Origin of the sequence: Fibrobacter sp. UBA7003 (assembly GCA_002449765.1) — a bacterium.
Taxonomy (GTDB): Bacteria; Fibrobacterota; Fibrobacteria; order Fibrobacterales; family Fibrobacteraceae; genus Fibrobacter.
Window position 1 is genome coordinate 50,520 of sequence record DJXN01000005.1, and the last position, 18,816, is coordinate 69,335.

General features: G+C 54.8%; 12 protein-coding genes and 1 tRNA gene. 5 read left to right on the forward strand and 8 right to left on the reverse strand.

The features are described from left to right. Nucleotides 1-206: 206 nt before the first annotated feature. From B2952_RS03965 to B2952_RS03980, 4 genes are read right to left on the reverse strand one after another with little or no spacing between them, the layout of a single operon-like run. Nucleotides 207-1,823, reverse strand: coding sequence for a glycoside hydrolase family 57 protein (locus tag B2952_RS03965; protein WP_290735014.1), 1,617 nt, complete (start codon nt 1,821-1,823; stop codon nt 207-209). A 32-nt stretch (nt 1,824-1,855) separates the two neighbouring features. After that, complete coding sequence (locus tag B2952_RS03970; protein ID WP_290735017.1) at nt 1,856-3,061, reverse strand: DUF4912 domain-containing protein; 1,206 nt, start codon at nt 3,059-3,061, stop codon at nt 1,856-1,858. A 21-nt stretch (nt 3,062-3,082) separates the two neighbouring features. Beyond that, entirely contained in the window at nt 3,083-4,324 is a 1,242-nt protein-coding gene (locus B2952_RS03975; protein ID WP_290735019.1) for a hypothetical protein, read from the reverse strand. Beyond that, nucleotides 4,321-5,691, reverse strand: a complete 1,371-nt coding sequence (locus B2952_RS03980; RefSeq protein ID WP_173382045.1) for a hypothetical protein — start codon at nt 5,689-5,691, stop codon at nt 4,321-4,323. The genes B2952_RS03975 and B2952_RS03980 overlap by 4 nt, the downstream gene beginning before the upstream one ends. 242 nt (nt 5,692-5,933) lie before the next feature. Here B2952_RS03980 and B2952_RS03985 point away from each other — a divergent pair, with 242 nt between their 5' ends. Both B2952_RS03985 and thrC read left to right on the forward strand, forming a co-directional pair. After that, the gene (locus B2952_RS03985) at nt 5,934-6,914 is read left to right on the forward strand and encodes a hypothetical protein (protein WP_290735022.1); all 981 of its coding nucleotides are present in this window, start codon (nt 5,934-5,936) and stop codon (nt 6,912-6,914) included. Between the two features lie 66 nt (nt 6,915-6,980). After that, entirely contained in the window at nt 6,981-8,321 is a 1,341-nt protein-coding gene (gene thrC, locus B2952_RS03990) for a threonine synthase (RefSeq protein WP_290735025.1), read from the forward strand. Nucleotides 8,322-8,410: 89 nt separating this feature from the next. Here thrC and B2952_RS03995 read toward each other — a convergent pair whose 3' ends face one another. From B2952_RS03995 to hemW, 3 genes are all read right to left on the reverse strand, one after another. Next, complete coding sequence (locus tag B2952_RS03995) at nt 8,411-12,598, reverse strand: hypothetical protein (RefSeq protein WP_290735028.1); 4,188 nt, start codon at nt 12,596-12,598, stop codon at nt 8,411-8,413. Nucleotides 12,599-12,622: 24 nt separating this feature from the next. Next, nucleotides 12,623-15,358 (reverse strand): hypothetical protein, encoded by a 2,736-nt coding sequence (locus tag B2952_RS04000; RefSeq protein WP_290735031.1) that lies wholly within the window; start codon nt 15,356-15,358, stop codon nt 12,623-12,625. Nucleotides 15,359-15,477: 119 nt separating this feature from the next. Then, on the reverse strand, nt 15,478-16,623 hold the full coding sequence (gene hemW / locus B2952_RS04005) for a radical SAM family heme chaperone HemW (protein WP_290730336.1): 1,146 nt from the start codon (nt 16,621-16,623) through the stop codon (nt 15,478-15,480). 102 nt (nt 16,624-16,725) lie between these two features. On the opposite strand from hemW, the gene B2952_RS04010 reads away from it, so the two are divergent. The 3 genes from B2952_RS04010 (at nt 16,726) to B2952_RS04020 (ending at nt 18,056) form a co-directional block, all read left to right on the forward strand. Further along, the gene (locus tag B2952_RS04010; RefSeq protein WP_173364805.1) at nt 16,726-16,869 is read left to right on the forward strand and encodes a hypothetical protein; all 144 of its coding nucleotides are present in this window, start codon (nt 16,726-16,728) and stop codon (nt 16,867-16,869) included. Between the two features lie 5 nt (nt 16,870-16,874). After that, complete coding sequence (locus tag B2952_RS04015) at nt 16,875-17,960, forward strand: adenylate/guanylate cyclase domain-containing protein (RefSeq protein ID WP_290735034.1); 1,086 nt, start codon at nt 16,875-16,877, stop codon at nt 17,958-17,960. 23 nt (nt 17,961-17,983) lie between these two features. Then, a tRNA-Gly gene (locus tag B2952_RS04020) sits at nt 17,984-18,056 on the forward strand. A gap of 220 nt (nt 18,057-18,276) precedes the next feature. Here the strand turns inward: B2952_RS04020 and B2952_RS04025 are convergent. Continuing rightward, nucleotides 18,277-18,723 carry a hypothetical protein gene (locus tag B2952_RS04025; RefSeq protein WP_290735038.1) on the reverse strand — a complete coding sequence of 149 codons (447 nt, stop codon included), beginning with the start codon at nt 18,721-18,723 and terminating at the stop codon, nt 18,277-18,279. Between the last annotated feature and the right edge of the window lie 93 nt (nt 18,724-18,816).

Genomic DNA, 18,816 nt, shown 5'->3' on the forward strand with positions numbered 1-18,816 from the left:
GGCAAAAAATAGGACTAAATCGAAGAAAAAACCGTTTTAGTCCTATCTTTGAAGCGCAAAATCACTAAATCATAGGATTAAACACTCCAAAAAAAGTGATTTAGTCCTATCTCAGCAAGAAGTTTTGGCGAGTTGAGTTAAAACGCTTAGCAAAAACGGGTCTTTGATAGGACCAAACGCTCCAAAAAAGGCAGGTTAGTCCTATTTTAGAGTAAATCCCCGATCCACGGGAAGAGATTGTCCTGTCTTTCGAGTTTGACAAGGAGCGACGTATCGGGTTTCTTGCGGCCCATCGCAAGGCCAGTCATAGCTGCGGCATAAAGGGCGCAAACATTCTTGTAATGGCCGTTTTCACGAGCCTTCGCATATTCGGCGGCAGACCTGTTGTGAATCATGAACGCCCAGTCCGAAGCCTGGAACAGCAGGAGTTCGCGCGCCATCTGCTCGTAGAACCGTCGGAAGAGTTTTGTCTGCGCGTTCTTGCCGCTCTTTTCGCGGGCGACAAGAGCCTTCTTGAACGAATCCATCATCCCGCGCATACGGAAAAACAGCGGATAGGCAAAACAGACCTCGTCGTTCATCCAGACTTCGCCGAAGCCGCCCTCGCCCCATGACGAGAATATGGGACTGTGGACATCCGAATCGCAAGAAGAATGCATCGTGGATTCGAGCGAGGCCATTTCCACGACATTCGAACTTGCGGCACGTTCAAACATTTTCTCGATAAAGAGCGGTCCTTCGAACCACCAGTGCCCAAAGAGTTCCGCATCGTAGGGACAAAGTATCGAAACCTTATTGCCGTCCATCTTCGGGAGAAGCTCGGTGACGGTCGCCTCGCGGTTCGCAATAAAGAGTCGTGCGTGGTCTTCGGCAAGGCGCATCGCATTCCACGGGCGGTAAATCTGTTTTTCCTCGCTGCCAGTAATCCGGTAATACTTGAGGCCCGTTTCGATAGGGGTATCGCCCGCCATGAAATAGTCGCCGAGATAACCAGGGGTGCGTTCGGTCGCGATATCCTTGAAGAACTCGCGATACTCGGGATGCCCGGGATAGCCCGTTTTTCGGCTCCAGACTTCCATCGAGCTGCTCTGCTCGCGGCCCATGCAATAAAGCCCCGCAGGGGTCTTTATTGGCGCAAATACGCCGTATTTGGGCGCGGGCTTTGCCAAAAGCACGCCATGGGTCTCGAGGAAGAAATATTCAAAACCGAATTCGGCAAGCAAAAAGTCGAGTCCTTCGAAGTATCCGCATTCCGGAAGCCAGAGTCCACGCGGCTTGCGCTCGAACGCTTCCTCGAACGCACGGACCGTAACGCCCAGCTGCAAGCGGATGGACTGCACATCGGACTGGTACGCAGGCAAGAAGGGATGCGTCCCCACGCAGGTCAAAAGCGTAAGTTTGCCGCAATCCTCCAGGCGCTTCAGCACGGGAACAATTTCGCAAACGCAATCGTTCTCCCAACAATCTATCAGCGCAATCTGGCGACGGTAATAGAAATCCACCACCGTAGCGAGATCCTCGTTTCCGTAGGTGCGGTCCCGCTCTCTCTCGATGAGATCCAGCTGTCGACGCAGATGCTCCGTAAACTTTTCAAGGAGCAAGGGATCGGTCATCATCGCAAGCAGCGACGACGACACGCTCAGGTTGAGAATCCCCGGCACGCCCTTCTCCTGCAGGCGCCAGAGCATCTGCACCAGCGGCAGGTAGGTTTCCGCCATAGCCTCGAAGAACCAGTTCTCTTCCAAGAACCGGTCATAGTCGGGTTCGCGCACAAAAGGCAGGTGCGCATGCAGCAGCAGATGTATTTTGCCGGGTGCGGTCAATCAACCCTCCCTGTCCAATCGAGCAGGCTCGCCTACTCGGTGCGCTTGACCACGATGGGGACAATCGTTGTCGGGAAGTCGCCATCCTTGTCGGTCGCGAACACCGGGATGATCTTCGTGGAATCGGGCAGATCCTCTTCGAAACTGAAAGTGCCGTCCGGGTTCAGCGGGAAGGGTTCTCCGCGCACCTGCAAATGGGCATCGGGACGCGTTCCGCCGTAAACGATAAGGCGAGTTTTCACCCACAGGAAAAAGTCCTTGCCATAATTCACGGAATCCTTCGGGAGTTCGAGCTTGTTGCTCTTGAGCGCCGCACTCGAAAGCGCACCCGAGGAAATGGAGCCCGAGGAACTCGAAAGGCCGCCCGCCATCTGTTCGAGCCAGGTTTTCGCGGACATGCTCGAAAGCCCCGAGCTGCCGAAGCCGCCCATGGCGGCACCGCCGAGGGACGCCTTTACGAACACGTCATCCACATTCACTTCGGAGCCTTCCGGAGAATAGGCCTGTACGGGTACGGATTCCACGAGCGGCATGAAGTTCTTGCCGTCGGCGAAACCGAGTACGGCGACCGTGGATGCGGAAGCCTTGTTTTCCACATACCAGCTGCGGGCGTCGGCGGGGACTTCCACGTCGCGGAACTTGCGCTTCTTGGCGCGCTTCACGGTGAGGTCGCCGGCAACATCGAACAGGCGGAGCACAAGCTTGCCCTTGCCCTTCTTCGCGCGCTTGATACGGTCTTCGGAGACTTCCCAGAAGGCCTGCATCCAGTTCGGATCCTTCTGCATGAGCACGAGGTATTCCGGATCAAAATTCTGGGCCATGCTCGCCGTCTTGGTGACAGGCTTCGCGGCAGCCTTCGCAGCAGGAATCTTCACGGCAGGCTTTGCGGCAACCTTGGCCGGCTTCTTGGCGGTCGACTTCAGTACGACATCGGTCTGCTCGGACGCCTTCGGGGCGGACTTGGCAGAAGCCTTCGCAACAGGCTTCACCACTGCGCTTGCAATGGTCTTTGCGGCAGTCTTCACAATGGACTTTGCCGTCTTTTTCGGAGCCGTAGCCTTCGCGGCCTTATCGGCTGTCTTTGCCGCCGGCTTCTTAGCCGAGACCGTTTCGGCAGCCTTGCTTGCCACCTTCTTCACAGCCGACTTGATTGTCGCGGTCGTCTTCTTCACGGCCTTCTCGACCGTCGTCTTCGACGCTTTAGCCTTAACTGTAGCACTTGTCTTTTTCGTAGCCATTACAGCCTCCTTCAATAAAACTTACCTGCGCGTCTGTCCCCAGGACCCGATTCCCATCAAGCCGAGGCGAATCGCCATGAACGTCTCTTCCCAGTTGGCCTTGGAATCAGAGAAGCGCTTGCCGCCCTGCAAAGCAAGGTCGATGGTCGTCCCCTTCTTTCCGAGAGGGAATGCAGCGCCAATAGAACCGCCCATCTCGAACACGTCCTTGATGTACCAGTTCTTGTACCAGGCGCCCGCACGATAAGAAATCCTGTCCCAGTAGGGGTCGTAGTAAAGTCCGCTTCCGTCGCGCTGGTAACCGACGGACACGACAAAATCGCTCTGCGTTTCCGTATAGGAGGGCATGTCGTAGCTGTGTCCGATATTTTCAATGTCGGCATCCCACGAGCGCCACTGCAAGTCCGCCATCACGTTATGCCGCCTGGCCAGGCGGTAATTGATACCCGTCGCAAACATTGCAGGGACATCGATGGTACGGTCGATCCTGTTCGGCACTAGCGTGTCAAGTTCCGAGAAGCGGAAATCAAAGTCGAGCTTGTTCAGGAGCGTATGCCCCGTAGTATAGGAGAAGTAGAATGACGCCACGCGGCCCCTGTACATCACGGAACCCGTGTAGTAGGCAGGATGGTTCTCTATTTCCCAAGAACCTTCCACGTAGTCCGTGAGCAAGGAGTTATTGGTCGCCCATGCGTCATCCTCGGAAACATCGCTGTTGTCGGGGCCAAGCGTAAGGCTCCTCATGTTGCTGCCCAGGACGATGTGGACCGAGAAGCCCAGCGAAACACCACGGAAGAACGGGAGCCTCACCGCATAGCTCGGGATAATCTCGTAGACGCTACCCTGGTATTCAATCTTGGCATCGGCATTGCTTACGGAATCCTTCACGTCCTCGAGAAGCGACGTCGAATAGCTCTGCCAGAGCGAGAGTCCCAAAGCACCGAAGTCCCCCATCGGGAAGGAGAGGTTGAACGAGGGAAGAGAAAGCGTCTCGGTGAAATAGCTCTTGCCGTGGCTCTCGGCAGAATACAGATCCATCAAGAAGTTCAGGTTGAACACGACCTTCGTATCGAAGGCGATTCGTGCAGGGTTCGTCACGACAAAGCCTTCGGCCTCGCCCGTCTTGGCACCGCCCGCAAAGCCACGACCCGCGGCCCCCGCAGACCCGCTAGCAATCTGCTCCTCGCCCAGAGCATCGACGCCAATCATCGAGGCAGAGGCAAAAGCCGCAAAAAAGAGGATCAATCCAAAAAGCTTTTTCATTCTTCACCCCGCTTGGTTGCAAGCCAGAGCTTCAGGGTCGCCGGCTGGTTCATCATCGATGTAAAGTCGTAACGGTTGTAATCGAAAACGCCGAGGAACACGAAGCTCGTATCCCCTTCCGCCGTCTCGTAGTTCATGTAGGTCGAATCCTTCGCCTGCAACACGGGGAAGCCAAGGCGGAGCATCATCTTGAAATTGTCCCCGTTTCGCGCCTGATTGATGAAGCTGCGCATGCCCAGGGTGACCTGCAACGAAAGGGAATCCCCATCAAAGAAAACCATGTTCGGATGTCCGGATTCGACAACCTGCGGGCGGTTCAGCTTGTAGTTTTCCATTTTGCGCAATTCGGTGCCCATACTGTCGATGAACGAGCCAACAACAACCTGCACGGGCAGTCCCAGTTCGCTCTCGCTCCCGGAATCGTCCCGGGCAAAGGTGAGCTGAGCAAGGACCACGGCCTGGCGCACGTCGAAGCCATCGCCTTCCGCAAACGGGAAGTCGTCGCCATAAAATTCTGCCAGGGCTTCCATAATCTCCTTGGACGGGAACTCCACGACCAGGGAATCGAAGGCACCGCCATGAAGCACCAGGCAATCGCCACAATCTTCGTTATAGGTAAGCACGTTCGCCATTCTAAAGGGCGAAGCAGCCTTATCCTTATATTCTTCATCCAAGAAAGTCCTCATGCGGAATATGGTCGCAAAGGAAGCATTGCTCGATCCGTAAAAACGGTACATGTGTTTCGCGTTCGGTGCAGAGAGACGTATCTGCAAACGGCAGGCAGGGCCCGCCTTCTTGATATCTTCCATGATGGCGAGGGGCAAAACGAACGTCACCACAGAATCCTTTGCCCCCACGGAAATTTCATAAGTCGTGTCGGCAGAATTGTCCGCCTCCCATTCCTCAAGTTCCGCGTGCCATGTAGAATCGGCAATCTTCGCAATGCTGTCGTTGAAATCCTTGGATTTTCCGCGTTCCACCTTCCAACTGACGTTCATCTCGAGCGTTTCCTCATAAGGCAAGGAATCGCTGGGGAACTCGTCCGCGGTATAGAATGGGTTGAACACGTAAAGGGCAACGAAGGAGATTGCAGAATCAGCATTGTCAAGCTCGGCAAAGAAGGCAGAATCGCGGAAAGCGATATCGAGCACCAAGTCGCGCGAAATTCCGGCCTGCGCCCCCAAGAGGGCGCGATCCGAAGCAGAAAACACCTTGCGCCCTTCATACGTCTTTGCAGACACGGGCAAAAGTCCGTCTACCGTAAGCGTCTGGACCCTGTAGCTATCCGGCAGGCCCTGGTCTTTAAGCCAGCCGCTGAGGGCGTTGTTGTCGGAATCAAACAGGCACGCCGACAGCGTTAACGCCAAAATCGTCAAAAAAGACAATAAAACAACTTTTTTCTTCTTCACTCGGTACTCCGTATCGAATTGAACACTTTTTTCGGGCATAAATATAGAAAAAGAGCCCTGTTTTCGCCCAATTTTCCCATCCAAAAGACCGTCATATCGCAATAAGCCGTCCATAGACATAAAGTCAACGGGAAAAACCAGCACTACGTGTACGCCGTTCAAAAAAAAACATATATTTTGAATAAAGTAGGAGGATTTTCATGAAGTTCAGATTACGACTAGGCAAGTTTTTACTATCCGTAACGGCCGTTTTTTGGGCAAGTTGCTCCGACAACGCCCAGCCCCTTTACGGCACTATTGGCACCGACGATTCCGCCCCGGAATCGAGCGAGTCCCTCAAACCGCCTTCTTCGGCCTCTATTGAAGAGACATCCAGCAGTTCCGAAGCGACATCGAGCGAATCTCCCGAATCGTCTTCCTCGACTCCGGCAGAAAACCTCTCCAGCAGCAGCGCCGAGCAATACAGGCTCGCCAGCGATTCGAGCGTCACCTGCACCTCAGAGCAAATCATCTACAGTGAATGTGTGTACTTAAGCACAAAAAGTGATAGGTCCAGAACCTGTCCTTCTCTACAAGCTGATCTAGAGAACAATACGACACGTTCTATCGAGGAATTGGCCGAAATAGAAGACGACCTGGAAAATTGCTCCGACTTCTATGCGGAACCTGTTTACGGGGTTCCTGCATGCATGAACCAAATGAGAGTCCGCTTTGAATACAAGTGTTCCGACGGCAAGACCTATACAAATTTAAGGGCGAAGGATGGGCTAATTTATACAGAAGCCGCATATGACAGTTTGTTCAACAGCAGTTCCAGTTTCACTAGCAGCTCCAGCGAGGCTTCCAGCAGTTCCGCGGCCCCGTCCCCGCTTTGCCAAAAAACGGATTTCGCAGAAAAAAACGAAGTTTCCAACAACTGTATAAATGAAAAACTGGACAGTCTCGCTGCAGCCGGCGAAAACGTCACCGACAGCGTACGCACATGCGTCAATCGTTCGTTCCCGTATGACGAGGGCGAATACGCAAGGACCCAGATTTGTGACGGCGACACGACCGTAAACCCGCGCTACCAGGCAAAACTGGACTCCATCCGCGAAGAAGTCGGCAAGGCAATCAAGGACTGTAAAACGCCCGATGTTCCGGCCGATAGCACAAAAGCACCCGCAGACAGTCTTCTCTAGCAACAAACAACTGGCAACTAGTTGCCACAATTGCTATATTTGCGCTCGTAAAATCAAGAGGACATTATGGCCCAATTCAACGCGCATTTCAGGAACATCAACGGGGACGATACTTACCCGCTGACCGACGTCATTTACAGGAGCAAGGTGGACGGAAGCCTGCTCGAAGTCGAACATGACCGTGCAGCACTTGCCGAGAAGAGCCCCGACGAATGGAAGAAGCTCTTTGCCGAACGCCGCATGAGCTTTGAACCGGCCGACATGAGCGGCATCTGGAGCAAGCGCGAAATGGTGCTCCCCGACATGCCCCTCGAAGACATCGTCACGATGCGCGAAGGCTGGAGCCCGCTCTTTGACGCGGCCCCGCTGGCCAAGGAAATGGGCATCAAGAGCCTGAAGGTGAAGCTCTGTGGCAACTCCCACACGGGCAGCTTCAAGGACCTCGGCATGACGGTCCTCGTGAGCCAGGTGAACCACATTATCAAGAAGAAGATTCACGAAATAGACGCCGTGGCCTGCGCCTCTACCGGCGACACCTCCGCAGCCTTGAGCGCCTACTGCGCGAAGGCCGGCATTCCGAGCATCGTGTTCCTCCCCGCCGGGAAGACCAGCGTCGCCCAGCTGATTCAGCCGATTTCTAACGGCAGCATCGTGCTCGCCCTTGACACCGACTTTGACGGTTGCATGAAGATTGTGCAGCAGGTCACCGCCGACAACCGCATCTACCTCGCAAACTCCATGAACAGCCTCCGCGTGGAAGGCCAGAAGACCATTTCTCCGGAAATCTGCCAGGAAATGGGCTGGAAGGTTCCCGACACCGTAATTATCCCGGGCGGAAACCTCGGCAACGTGAGCGCCCTCGCGAAGGGTTTCGAAGACTGCAAGGCTATGGGCCTTATCGACCGCATTCCTCGCATTATCGTCGCCCAGGCCGAGAACGCCAACCCGTTCTACCAGGCCTACGAACGCGGCTTCGACAAGCTCGTCCCGATGCAGGCGAAGAAGACGCTCGCATCTGCCATCCAGATCGGTAACCCGGTCAGCTACCCGAAGGCCGTACGCGCCATCCAGAAGACGAACGGCATGGTGGTGAGCGTTACCGAAGAAGAACTCGCGAACGCCGCCCACCGCGGCGACCGCATCGGTCTCTACTGCTGCCCGCATACGGGTGTCGCCCTCGGTGCCCTCGAAAAGCTCGTGGCCGCGGGCAAGATTGACAAGGAAGAGAACGTGGTCGTCATCAGCACGGCACACGGACTCAAGTTCACCGAATTCAAGGTGGGCTACCACGAAAAGAAGCTCGAGAATATCTGCTCCAAGTTCGCGAACCCCGTGTTCAAGGCTCCGGCAGACCTCGGCGCCGTCATGGACATCCTCAAAAAAGAGATGGCTGAACGCCGCCGCTAGCGATTGTCATCCCCGCGCAGGCGGGGATCTTTTTTTAATGAAAGGAAAAGGCCCCGCTTTTGCGGAGCCTTTCTCATATCCATTCTAGGCTATTTCTTTTTCTTGCGGCGCACGCCCCACTTGTCCTTGATTTCTTCTTCGATCCTCTTCTTCTCGTAGCGCACGACCATCTTGAACTGAACGGTGTAAACACCCGTTCCTACGAAGCGTCCGCGGTGATCCTTGAAGTTCCAGTTCACGAAGATCTTCTGGTCAGACTCAAGGCAGTTTCCGCCGAACTTCGGGCTGTTGCACGGCACTATGATAGTCGTGTCGTTCACGTACTGTCCCAGATGATCGTAGTAGTTCACGACGAAGGTAATGAACACCTTTTCCGGGTCGAGAGAATCGAGGACGGACGGGTCCACAGTACCGTCGGCAGATATCTGCGCGCGGTCAAGCAACTGCGGCACAAACCTCTCGCCTAGCTGCACCAGCTGGCCCAGCGCACCCTCCTTCTCCATGTCCTCCTTGGTCGTGGAGCCCGGCATGTAGCGCAGGGTAACGGAACTGAGCGTCTGCAACACTTCGTCTTCGCCATCGAAGGTTCCCATGTTGGTCGCTTCCACGAGGTGGTTCAGGAGGCCTGCAATCACGACCGGGCTCGGATCCTCACCCGCGACGTTGCCGAAGTTGTCCTGGATGACGCTCTTTGCGCCCTTCACGACCATGAGCGAATCGCCCGGGAGAATCGTCGAGACGCTACCGTCGATGATGACCTTCGCGCTCAGGCCGTCCGGAGACCAGTCGATACCCTTCGGCATGATGTCGATTGTATCCTTGCCGTGGATGTAGCTGAAGAAGTCGTTGCCCTTCAAATCCTTGTACTTGATAACCTCGGAGAAGTAGACAATCAGCGTGTCCGCCTTCTTGCCGTAGCTGAGCGTCACGGCAGAAACTACCGGCGACATCTTGTCGACAATAGGTGCGGCCTCTTCGCTAACGAAAGTCTGGCCCAGCACGTCGTAATAGCTATACACCGTCGCCGGCGGGAGCGACTCACTAATGTCCGTCACGCCCTTCGCAATCTGGGTCGTCGAATGGACCTTCCAGACCACGCGGCTAGAATCCTTTCCGTCGAAGCTCAAGTCGGCAGGCTGGGCCTGCAGCTGGATCATCATTCCACGCTGGCTGTACCACGGGAATGTCATGTAGAGCATGGAGAGTTCCTTCGCGGTCAGAGGCTCATCAAAATTCGTGACAATCTGGTCGAGGACACCATCGCCATCCGTATCCCAGTATTCCGCATTGGCCACAGAAGGCAGGCGGTCCACAACAGATACCGGCACCTCGCGGTCAAACTCGTCGGAAGTAATATATTTCAGGTTCGAGAGTTGAACATTGGGATGCAGGGACACGCTGTCGCGCATGTCGCCCTTGAGGCCCATCTTTTCGCCCACGAGAATCACCATGTTCCTGGTCGGCATGTAGATGTTGGTAATCTGGTCCAGGTTGAAACCGTAGCGCTCGGCTTCCTGCTTGAGCATCAACAACTGTTCCGGAGACGAGACATCCTTCGGGATGAGGTCGATGTTGAATTCCACGAACAGAGAATCGCGGCCTCTCTCGTTCCTGATGGCAAACGCATTCTTGATGACCTGGCTACCGACCTCGACAAGGTTGGCATCGCGGACGTAGGTCGTCCCGTCGTTTTCATCGGCATACGTGATAATTGCACGCGCGTTATCCGGGAACTTTTCGGGGAAGACGTCTTCCAGGTCGGACACATCCAGCAAAATGCGGTCTCGGCCTGCATTCAGCTGCGGCAAATTCTTGGTCTTGAGCGTATCGCCGTTCACATAGAGCATCACCGAGGCCACCTTCAAATCGGAGCGCACGGAATCCTTCAGGACAATTTCCACATAGTCAAGTGCCTTGTTTCCGTCGGAGTCCTTGATATAGCCAAGTTCCGAATCAGGGATCGGGTCGTAGAAGTTGATGTTGTCTATAATCACCGTCGTATTCTTCACGGGATCGTAGACGATGATGGAACCGCCATCGACAACCTTGTCCGCAGTCACCCAAATCGTAACGGAACCGTCGGCATTGACGTGGATGGTATCGCTCGCGTTCGGATTTTTGGGGTCAATCAAGGTCAGGCCCGAATTGGTCGCGAACACGAGACTATCCAGATCCGTTCCAAAATACTCCGCGATCTTTGCGGAATCGAGCGTAAGGGCAACCACCTGGCCTACGCGAGCGGAATCGAGATTCGAATTCACATGGAGGTCGAGAGAAATGCTCGAGGGGTTATTCTCTTCCATGTAGTAGTTTTCGCCTATCTTAATCAGGCCCGTTCCGCTTGCAGAATCCACAGGAATGAGGACGACCACTTCCGAAACGATGGAGTCACCCTTCTCGAATTTGTCATCGGACGGATAGAAGTCGATACCTCCGCTGCTGGAGAGGTCGAAATCCTCGAAGCCAACATATACCCTAGAGGAACTGGAGCCGAAATCGATATCCTCGGAACCGGCCTTGTTGCTCGAAGAGCTGACCGTCGAAGAACCGTCCGAACTTCCCGGATTCTCACCGGCAGACGAGCCGGGGTTGTTGCCGCTGCTGCTGCCCGGATTTTCGCCCGTAGAGGAACCGGGGTTGTTGCCGCTAGAACTGCCCGGATTCTCGCCAGTAGAGGAGCCGGGGTTGTTGCCGCTGCTGCTGCCCGGATTCTCGCCGGTAGACGAGCCGGGGTTGTTGCCGCTGCTGCTGCCCGGATTTTCGCCCGTAGAGGAACCAGGGTTATTGCCGCTGCTGCTACCCGGATTCTCGCCGGTAGAGGAACCGGGATTGTTGCCCGAAGAACTGGACTTCGCGCTGCTGCTCGACTTGCCAGAACTGGAGCTCTTGCCGGAGCTGCTCGATTTCGCGCTGCTGGAAGACTCCTCGTAAGTAATACGCGAAGAACTGAAACCGACGCTGCTGCTCGAGAGATCCTCGTCCTCGCCCGTATTCGCACCGGTACGCACGACACCTGCACCCGAAAGCGGAGCCAGGTCATCGAGGAAGTTGTCTATCCACTGCAAGTGAACGAGCACGTTGTCGTTGATGTACTTGTTCGGGTTCGCCGCATAGTCCACGAACACGAGGTGACCCGTATTGCTAGCGACAAACAGGTGACCCATGCCATCGACCGTACCCTGGTCCAGACGCCAGCCAACATACGTTCCGTTGTCCTTGGTTCTCGGCAAGGTAAGGTGCGTAGAATCTTCTTCGAAGAAATAATCGCGCAAATCAATAAAAGCGACAACTTTTGCCGTCATTTTGTTGTTCTTTACTTCGGGCTTAATCTGTACAATGCGGGCACCACCGAACACGAAAATTGTCTCGGAATACGGGTCGTACGTACCGCCGTGCGCCCCTTCCAGGGAGTCTATCAAGATTTTCGTTTTTAGCTTCGTAATGACGGAATCGTCCACCTCGCCACCGATAGAATCCTTGTTCGAACTGGTCACCTTGGTCCAAATCGTATCGGTAACGTAGCCGAAATAGGCGCCAGCCCTCTTTTTCGCCTTGGATTCAGGAGAGCAAGGCGTTCCCGTGACGCTAGTTTCACAGCCTCCCCCAAAGTAGTCGGAATACGTGAAGAACGCATTGCCGTCCTTGTCCCATATAAGTGTCGCCAGTTTATCTTTTTTCAGGCGGTCCGAGGGGTCGGGCTCCAGCACCACCTTGTAGCCCTTGTCCGCAAAATTTTTCTTTTCGGGGTGATCCTTGTCTATCTTGGTCGAGAACCTGAAGAGGTAGCCGGGGATACCTGCCGCCCAGAGCCAATCCTGGTTCGGGTCCATCATCAAATGCCAGAAACCGTCCGTGCTGCCAAACGGGGTCGCAGTCTTCACAACGCACTTACCGCCTTCCTTCTTTGCAGTCTTGCTCACCTTGTGAATGTTTCTGCCCTGTGCCGCAACGAGGAGGTCTCCGTCCGGGTGATGCACGATACCATCAGCACCGACCATGCCGTCAGACGCATTCGAGGTACAGAGAGTCTCCTTATTGAGAAGCTGCAGGTAACCCGCGCCATCGTAATAGTAGCTCAGGTTCTTCACACGGTCGCTCTGGCTATACTTCGTATAATACAGGGTCGCCTTAGTGGAGGCGTGAGGAACAATATCGCCGACCTGCTGAATCCAGATACCGGTCGCCGGGTTTTCCGGCGCCGCAATGGTCCCTCCCGCAGCAAGGGCAGTCCCCGCAGCAGCGACACACATCAAGAACAATTTTGCCAACGTTTTCATAGCGTCAACCTCCGAAAAATTCTACTACCTGGAACGAATCTTGCGAGACCCGGTGATGCCCCAGTTGTAGAACCTTTCCACCTTGAAATTTTCCTTGGCACCGTAGACGCGAACCTTGAAGTGCGCGACATAGGCACCGACCGCCACACGCCTACCGTTGTCGGCAAGCATGTTCCAGCGCAAATACAGCTGATGGGGATTCTCGAAGCAGTTGCCATCGAACAAATCCTTGTCGTCGCAGCGAATCTTCTGCGATGCACCTGCGACATACGTCCCCAAATTCGTGTAGACGCGGAGTTCCCATTCGAGCCCGACCTTCGAGAGGTCCATCTCGCGGGAATCCTTTTCCATAATCGTAGAGAAGCTCACATCCATCAGCACGCCCAGGTTCTTCTTCGCCTCCTCGGAGGAAAGGTTGTCGGCGACATCGAAAGTAATGGCGTCCTGCGCCGACTCGTCAATATCTTCCCTCGAAGCAAAGGCGTAGTTCTGCATGATAACGCGCGGGTCGCCCTCGACCATTTCGGCAGGAGCAAGTCCCGAAGCGCCGTTTCCATCCTTGTCGACAAAGCTCGCGCACTGCGTATCGAGTTTCACGGAATCGGCCGGATTCATGCGTTCCACGAGCCGTGTGCCGCTTTCCATGCGGATTTCGGCAGACTTGCCGTCGGCAGTCCATTCGACCGCAGAGAACGGAATCGACTTCCACTCGCCATCCACGTAGAACTGGAAGGCGTTCTCGAATTCGAGCGTGCTCACGTTCTTGTAGTCAATTGCTTCGGAGAACTCTATCTTGAACACGTCGGAGGCCATCTTCTGGTAGGACTCCGGCATGAGGAACGTTCCCGATATGACCGGCGCCATGCGGTCATTCATCGCGACTTCCTTCGTCACCTCCGAATCCTTCCCGTCCTTGGTCTCGGTGTAAGTGTAGGTGACGTAGCCATAGCGTTCGCCCTGCGCTGCGTAGCTCCTGTCGTCGACAGCGGTGAGCTTCTCCTTGATGGGATACTCGTCCTTCTTCAGGTTCAGGGCAAAGCCGACAACAGTGCCGTCGGCAGAAAGGGTCAGCATGTCGGGATCGGGTTCAATTTCCAGGACATTACCGTTGGTATCGAGCCAGTAGTAGCGGAAGGTCATTTCTTCGAGTTCCTTGCGAGTCAGCGCGTCATCGAACACGACCGAAGCGCTGTCCATACGTCCGTCGCCATCGCGGTCGAAGAAGGCGTTCTTCTCGTTGTCCGCATACCTGCGCCCGGATTTGCCGACGATTGCCGGATTGTTCTTGCCCGTCTCGTTGCCGTCCGCCGCCTTCACGAGGCCGTCGGGGCAGTCCTTCTTGCAGATAGTCGCAATCTGGATGGAATCGCCATACCGCACCAAGCCCTTATCGATGACGAACACCCAGCTCCTGCCGTCCTTCTCTATCGCCTCGAGGTAGACCGGAGCATCGTTCAAGAGGTAGCCCTTCCCTTTCGTCCAGTTCGTATCGACAGCCTTGTTGTAGAAGAGTTCGAGCGTGTCGGTCGAAGCATCCTTGTCGCCCGGAATAAGGTTCGCTGTCAGAATAACCGGGCCAATACGATCGACGAGCGCCTTCTGCGCATCGCCCTTCGCGCCCGTATTCACCGAAGATATCTCGACCTTGAGCGAGCCCTCGCCCACATCCGCCGGGATACCCGTACTCACGTTGGTCAACTGCAGGACGCCGTTCTTCTTGGACCAATCCGACTCGCCCGTATGCTCCTTGAACTTGCCGCCGTCGGGCCAGTTATGGAAGAACGCCTCCATCTTCACGGAATCGAGGCGACCGGTGAAATACGCACCGATGCTGTCGCCCTTTCCGTCACCGTTCGTGTCGTAGATGAACGCGCTGTCGAGGATGGGCATGTCGGGATTCACGAACTGCAGGTCTCCCGGGAAAGTCTCGGTGACGATGAAGCCCGTGTCTCCTTCCGCTATCTCGTACTTGAAAGAACCGATGGTGAACGTGGGGCCATCGGTCACCGCCTTCGTCGCGCGGATGATGAACTCGGCGCGCCCCTTGTAGAAGTCGATCTGGTAGCCGAAAACCGTCTTCTGGAGTTCTATGCCGCTCACGCTGTAGTAGCGCAGGTTCTCACCCGCCGCAAGCGACTGGATGTAAAAAGATTTTTCGTTCACGGCAGTATCGGTCTTTGCGGAATCGGGGCCTATCGGGATATAGGCGCGCACGTAAATTTTGACCTCGTCACCCACCTCGAGCTGAATCTTGGTTTCACTGTCCACAGGATGGTCGCATTCCTCGTCTAGGCAATACTGAATGCCCGGCACGTAGAAGTTGTAGACTCGGGCAACATTGAAATCCGCATCCGGCCTGAGCGCCGTTCCGACAGCCACGTTGTAGACAGGGAATTTCGCTTCGGCCACTACACGTACAATCCCGCTTGCACCGGAATTGACTTTTTCCATGTGGGTCACCTGCGGCATCCCTTCCGAAACGAGCTTTACGGCTACGGAATCGGAAGACGCCTTCGGGGCATAGATGTAGAAATCCGTATTCGGGAGCGCGTTTGCCGAAACGGGATCCTCTTTTTCGGGCACGACAAACAGGCCGAGAGCCTTCGTGATTTTCGTCTGCAACAGCTGGTAGGCGCAGCGCGGGTCCGGTTTGTCGCCCTCGTAGTCGATGCAGTCGATCGATTCCTGCGCCAAAAGCCCTGCAGGGAGCAACAGCAACCACAGGAAAAGGAGCGGAAAATGTCGATTCAGGAACTGCATAAAAACCTCAAAAACACGGCCTATACACCAAGTACGACCATTACATTATAAAATGTATCTTTTTTTTTAGAAAATAGAGGCTCGTTTCTATTCCACTTTGGAATAAAAAACGGCCAAAATCAGTGATTTTGCATACATTTTGAATACAAGTCGAGAACTATCGTATCCATAAACAGCCAACCCCTCCCGACCAGGCGGAAAATGCCATCCGACATCTCGGCAAACCCCTCCGAAATCCACCTCGAAAAAACGCTTCCCGGGACACTAAAGCCGAGCCTTTCCAGACCCTCCAGACTCATGCCGAACTTTGTCCGTAACGACAGCTGGATGAATTCCGCGGCTCCGTCCTCGGGCGTGAGCGTATCGAGCGAAAGTCCCGACTCGGGACACCCCGCCTTCACATAGTCCCGCCACTTCGCATAGCGTTCCGGGGCATAAAAGCGGACCCCGTCCAAAAAGCCGTGCGCGCTGGGGCCGAAGGCCAGGTATTCTCCCCGTTTCCAGTAGTTCAGATTATGCAGGCTTTCCTCGCCTTCGCGGGCAAAATTCGATGTCTCGTAGCGTCCGAAGCCCCGTGTTTCAAGGCATTCCACGCCCCGCAGGTACATGTCCGCATACAGGTCCTCGTCCACCGATTCAAGCCCCTTCGCGATACGCAACCCGAGCCGGCGCGAAGGGTCAATCTTCAGCCCGTAGAGGCTTATGTGCCCGACACCGCTTTCCGCAAGCCAGGCGGCATCTTCCACGACATCTTCCACGGTCTGCCCCGGCAAATCGAACATGAGGTCAGCATTGACCCTCAGCCGCGACTCCCCCACGAGCCGTTCGAGGGCGCGGATGCCCGTTTCCACGTCGTGATGCCGCCCCACGCGGTCGAGCAGGCGCTGATGCAGGCTCTGGAGCCCGAGACTCGCCCGCGTAATTCCCGATTCCAAGGCCACCGCCACGCGCTCAGCGTCGCAGGACTCAGGATTGAACTCCATCGTCGCCTCGCGGAGCGCCCCCATCGGGACTCCGGCCCCCGCAATCACCCCGAAAAAACGCTCCAGGAGCTCGGGAGGTATCAGCGAGGGCGTTCCCCCGCCTATGTAAAGCGTCTCGACCCGTTCAAGGAGCCCCGGACGCCTCCCGGCAAAGGTGCTCATTTCGGCCTCTATCAAGTTCAAATATTCCAACTGCAACCATTCCGGTGCCGGAAACGCATGAAAATCGCAATAATCGCAGATTTTCTTACAAAAAGGGACATGTATATATAGGCCGAGCATCAAAATTCCAATTTTTTGATAATTTTAGACATCCGTTTTGTAAAAATTTAATTTATAATCGTAAACATGGAAGAGCAGAAAAAAGACAATTTCGCGCAAAGGATGAAAAAGAGGCTTCCCCTCTTTGTTTTTCTTGCTATCGCGACCACCTGTTTCTTCCTCGCGTCGTCGCTTCTCCTGGACGATTCCTACAAGGACATCATCCTCATTTCCATGGTCTGGGCGCTCCCCCTCTTCATCCACTGACTCCAATGGCTATATCGCGACAGACAGAAAGAAAGTTCAGGGCCGTCTGCTATTACGTCTTTTGCTGGATCCTTGCGGCCGTAGGCACAGACGTGCTCATCATGTATGCGCAACATGCCCAGATCGACGGCGTGCACCTGCTCCAGATGCTCCAGTTCGCCCTTTTCATGGGACTCTCGCACGGCGTCTACGACATCCTCATCCTGAAAGACGAGATGGACTGCCGGGCCGTCTGGAAATCGCTGCTCCTGCGTTCCGCCTACTTCATCTGCGCCATATCCTCGAGCATCATCCTCTGCATCCTGCTTTCGAGGGTCAAGGCAGGCGAAGGCATCGTGAACGAGGACGGGTTCTCCGGCGTCATCGCGGGCTTCCACAATCCGGCAGTACAGGTACGGATGCTCCTGTTCTTCGCGCTCGCGAACCTCATCACCTTTATCCGCAGCGTCCACAAGAAGTTCGGCACGCGAGTTTTCTGGAACACGTTGCTCGGCAAGTCGCAGGAACCACTCGAAGAGAACCTCATCTTCATGTTCATCGACCTGAAACATTCGACCGAACTCGCCGAAGAACTGGGGCATGTCACCTACAGCAACTTCATGAAGGACTACTACAAGCTGCTCTCGAACTGTTGCGAGGAAAACCAGGGCGAAATCTACCAGATTGCAGGTGACGGGGCATTCCTCACCTGGCCCATGTCCGCATGCAGGACCAAGGCGCGGCCCGTGGACTGCTTCTACGACTTCAACGAATGCCTCGAGAAGATCGCGCCCAAGTTCATCAAGAAGTACGGCGTCGCCCCGAGTTTCAAGGCCGGAGCACACTGCGGTACCGTCATTTCTACCGAGGTCGGTAATTTCGGCAGCGAGATGGCCTATCACGGCGACGTGCTGAACACCACCAGCCGCATCCAGTCGCTCTGCGCCAAGCTCGGGCAGGAATTCCTGATTTCCGAGGACCTCTACGCCATGCTCCCGCGCCCCCTCCCCCACGGCTACATGAGCAAGAAGGAAGGTTTTTTCGAATTGAGAGGAAAAAAGCATGAAATTTTGATTTTTTCTCTGCAAAGACCCTTGACAAGCCTAAAATAATATTCTATAATTGGTCTCACCTCGCGGGAATAGCTCAGTTGGTAGAGCACGACCTTGCCAAGGTCGGGGTCGAGGGTCCGAGTCCCTTTTCCCGCTCTAAAAAAGAAAACCACCTTTCAAGGTGGTTTTTCTTTTTTATGTGCCGGGATAAAAAGGAACTCGGAGCCGAGAAGAGGGGCCGACTGAAATTTTTCACATGCGAACATCGTGAGCATAACTGAAAAATTTCAGCACTTGAGGCGCAAGCCTCAAGCCCGTAGGGCGAGGCTTCGGCTCGCGTAGCGAGAGACCGAAGCCGAGTATTCCCTTTTCCCGCTCACCCATAAACAATCCCCTTCAAACTGCTGTAATAGCCGTAACGCTTGATACAGCACAAGATCACATTCTCCCAGAAACAGATTTCCTTCCCTTCCGGGCAACAAGACAGCGCATAACCATAGCAACATTTCCCATTGAAATTTATTTCCGTGTATCCGGCATCCAAGGCATCGCCAAACAATTCCCCAGGAAACTGCGAAATAACTTTTTCTTTTTCATGAATCAGGTTCAAGACTTCTTCCGCCATCTGCGGAGCAAAACCAACCGGCGTGATAGTTTCCCTGGCATCATCTTCTTCAGGAAACTGATCCCTTTCGTATGTGCACAGGACTCCGTCGGAATAAAGGATTATGCCTTTAGGGTTGGCGCCCCAACACCCGTAGTGTACGGTCGCAAACGCAATCGGCGCGCTGTCAAGATGTTTCATTCTTTCAAAACAAGTCATGGGAACCTCCTCGTTTTTCTACGAAGATATATTCTTTGACGCTCCCGAGGGTCGCCTGCCAGGCGACATTTTTTGCACTAGACCCGTTGTTGT

Excerpts from the sequence above, each read along its gene's own strand:
- B2952_RS03975 (WP_290735019.1), bottom strand. The coding sequence starts at position 4,324 with ATGAAAAAGCTTTTTGGATTGATCCTCTTTTTTGCGGCTTTTGCCTCT.
- B2952_RS04000 (WP_290735031.1), bottom strand. The coding sequence starts at position 15,358 with ATGCAGTTCCTGAATCGACATTTTCCGCTCCTTTTCCTGTGGTTGCTG.
- hemW (WP_290730336.1), bottom strand. The coding sequence starts at position 16,623 with ATGCTCGGCCTATATATACATGTCCCTTTTTGTAAGAAAATCTGCGAT.
- B2952_RS04010 (WP_173364805.1), top strand. The coding sequence starts at position 16,726 with ATGAAAAAGAGGCTTCCCCTCTTTGTTTTTCTTGCTATCGCGACCACC.
- B2952_RS04015 (WP_290735034.1), top strand. The coding sequence starts at position 16,875 with ATGGCTATATCGCGACAGACAGAAAGAAAGTTCAGGGCCGTCTGCTAT.
- B2952_RS03970 (WP_290735017.1), bottom strand. The coding sequence starts at position 3,061 with ATGGCTACGAAAAAGACAAGTGCTACAGTTAAGGCTAAAGCGTCGAAG.
- thrC (WP_290735025.1), top strand. The coding sequence starts at position 6,981 with ATGGCCCAATTCAACGCGCATTTCAGGAACATCAACGGGGACGATACT.
- B2952_RS04025 (WP_290735038.1), bottom strand. The coding sequence starts at position 18,723 with ATGACTTGTTTTGAAAGAATGAAACATCTTGACAGCGCGCCGATTGCG.
- B2952_RS03985 (WP_290735022.1), top strand. The coding sequence starts at position 5,934 with ATGAAGTTCAGATTACGACTAGGCAAGTTTTTACTATCCGTAACGGCC.
- B2952_RS03995 (WP_290735028.1), bottom strand. The coding sequence starts at position 12,598 with ATGAAAACGTTGGCAAAATTGTTCTTGATGTGTGTCGCTGCTGCGGGG.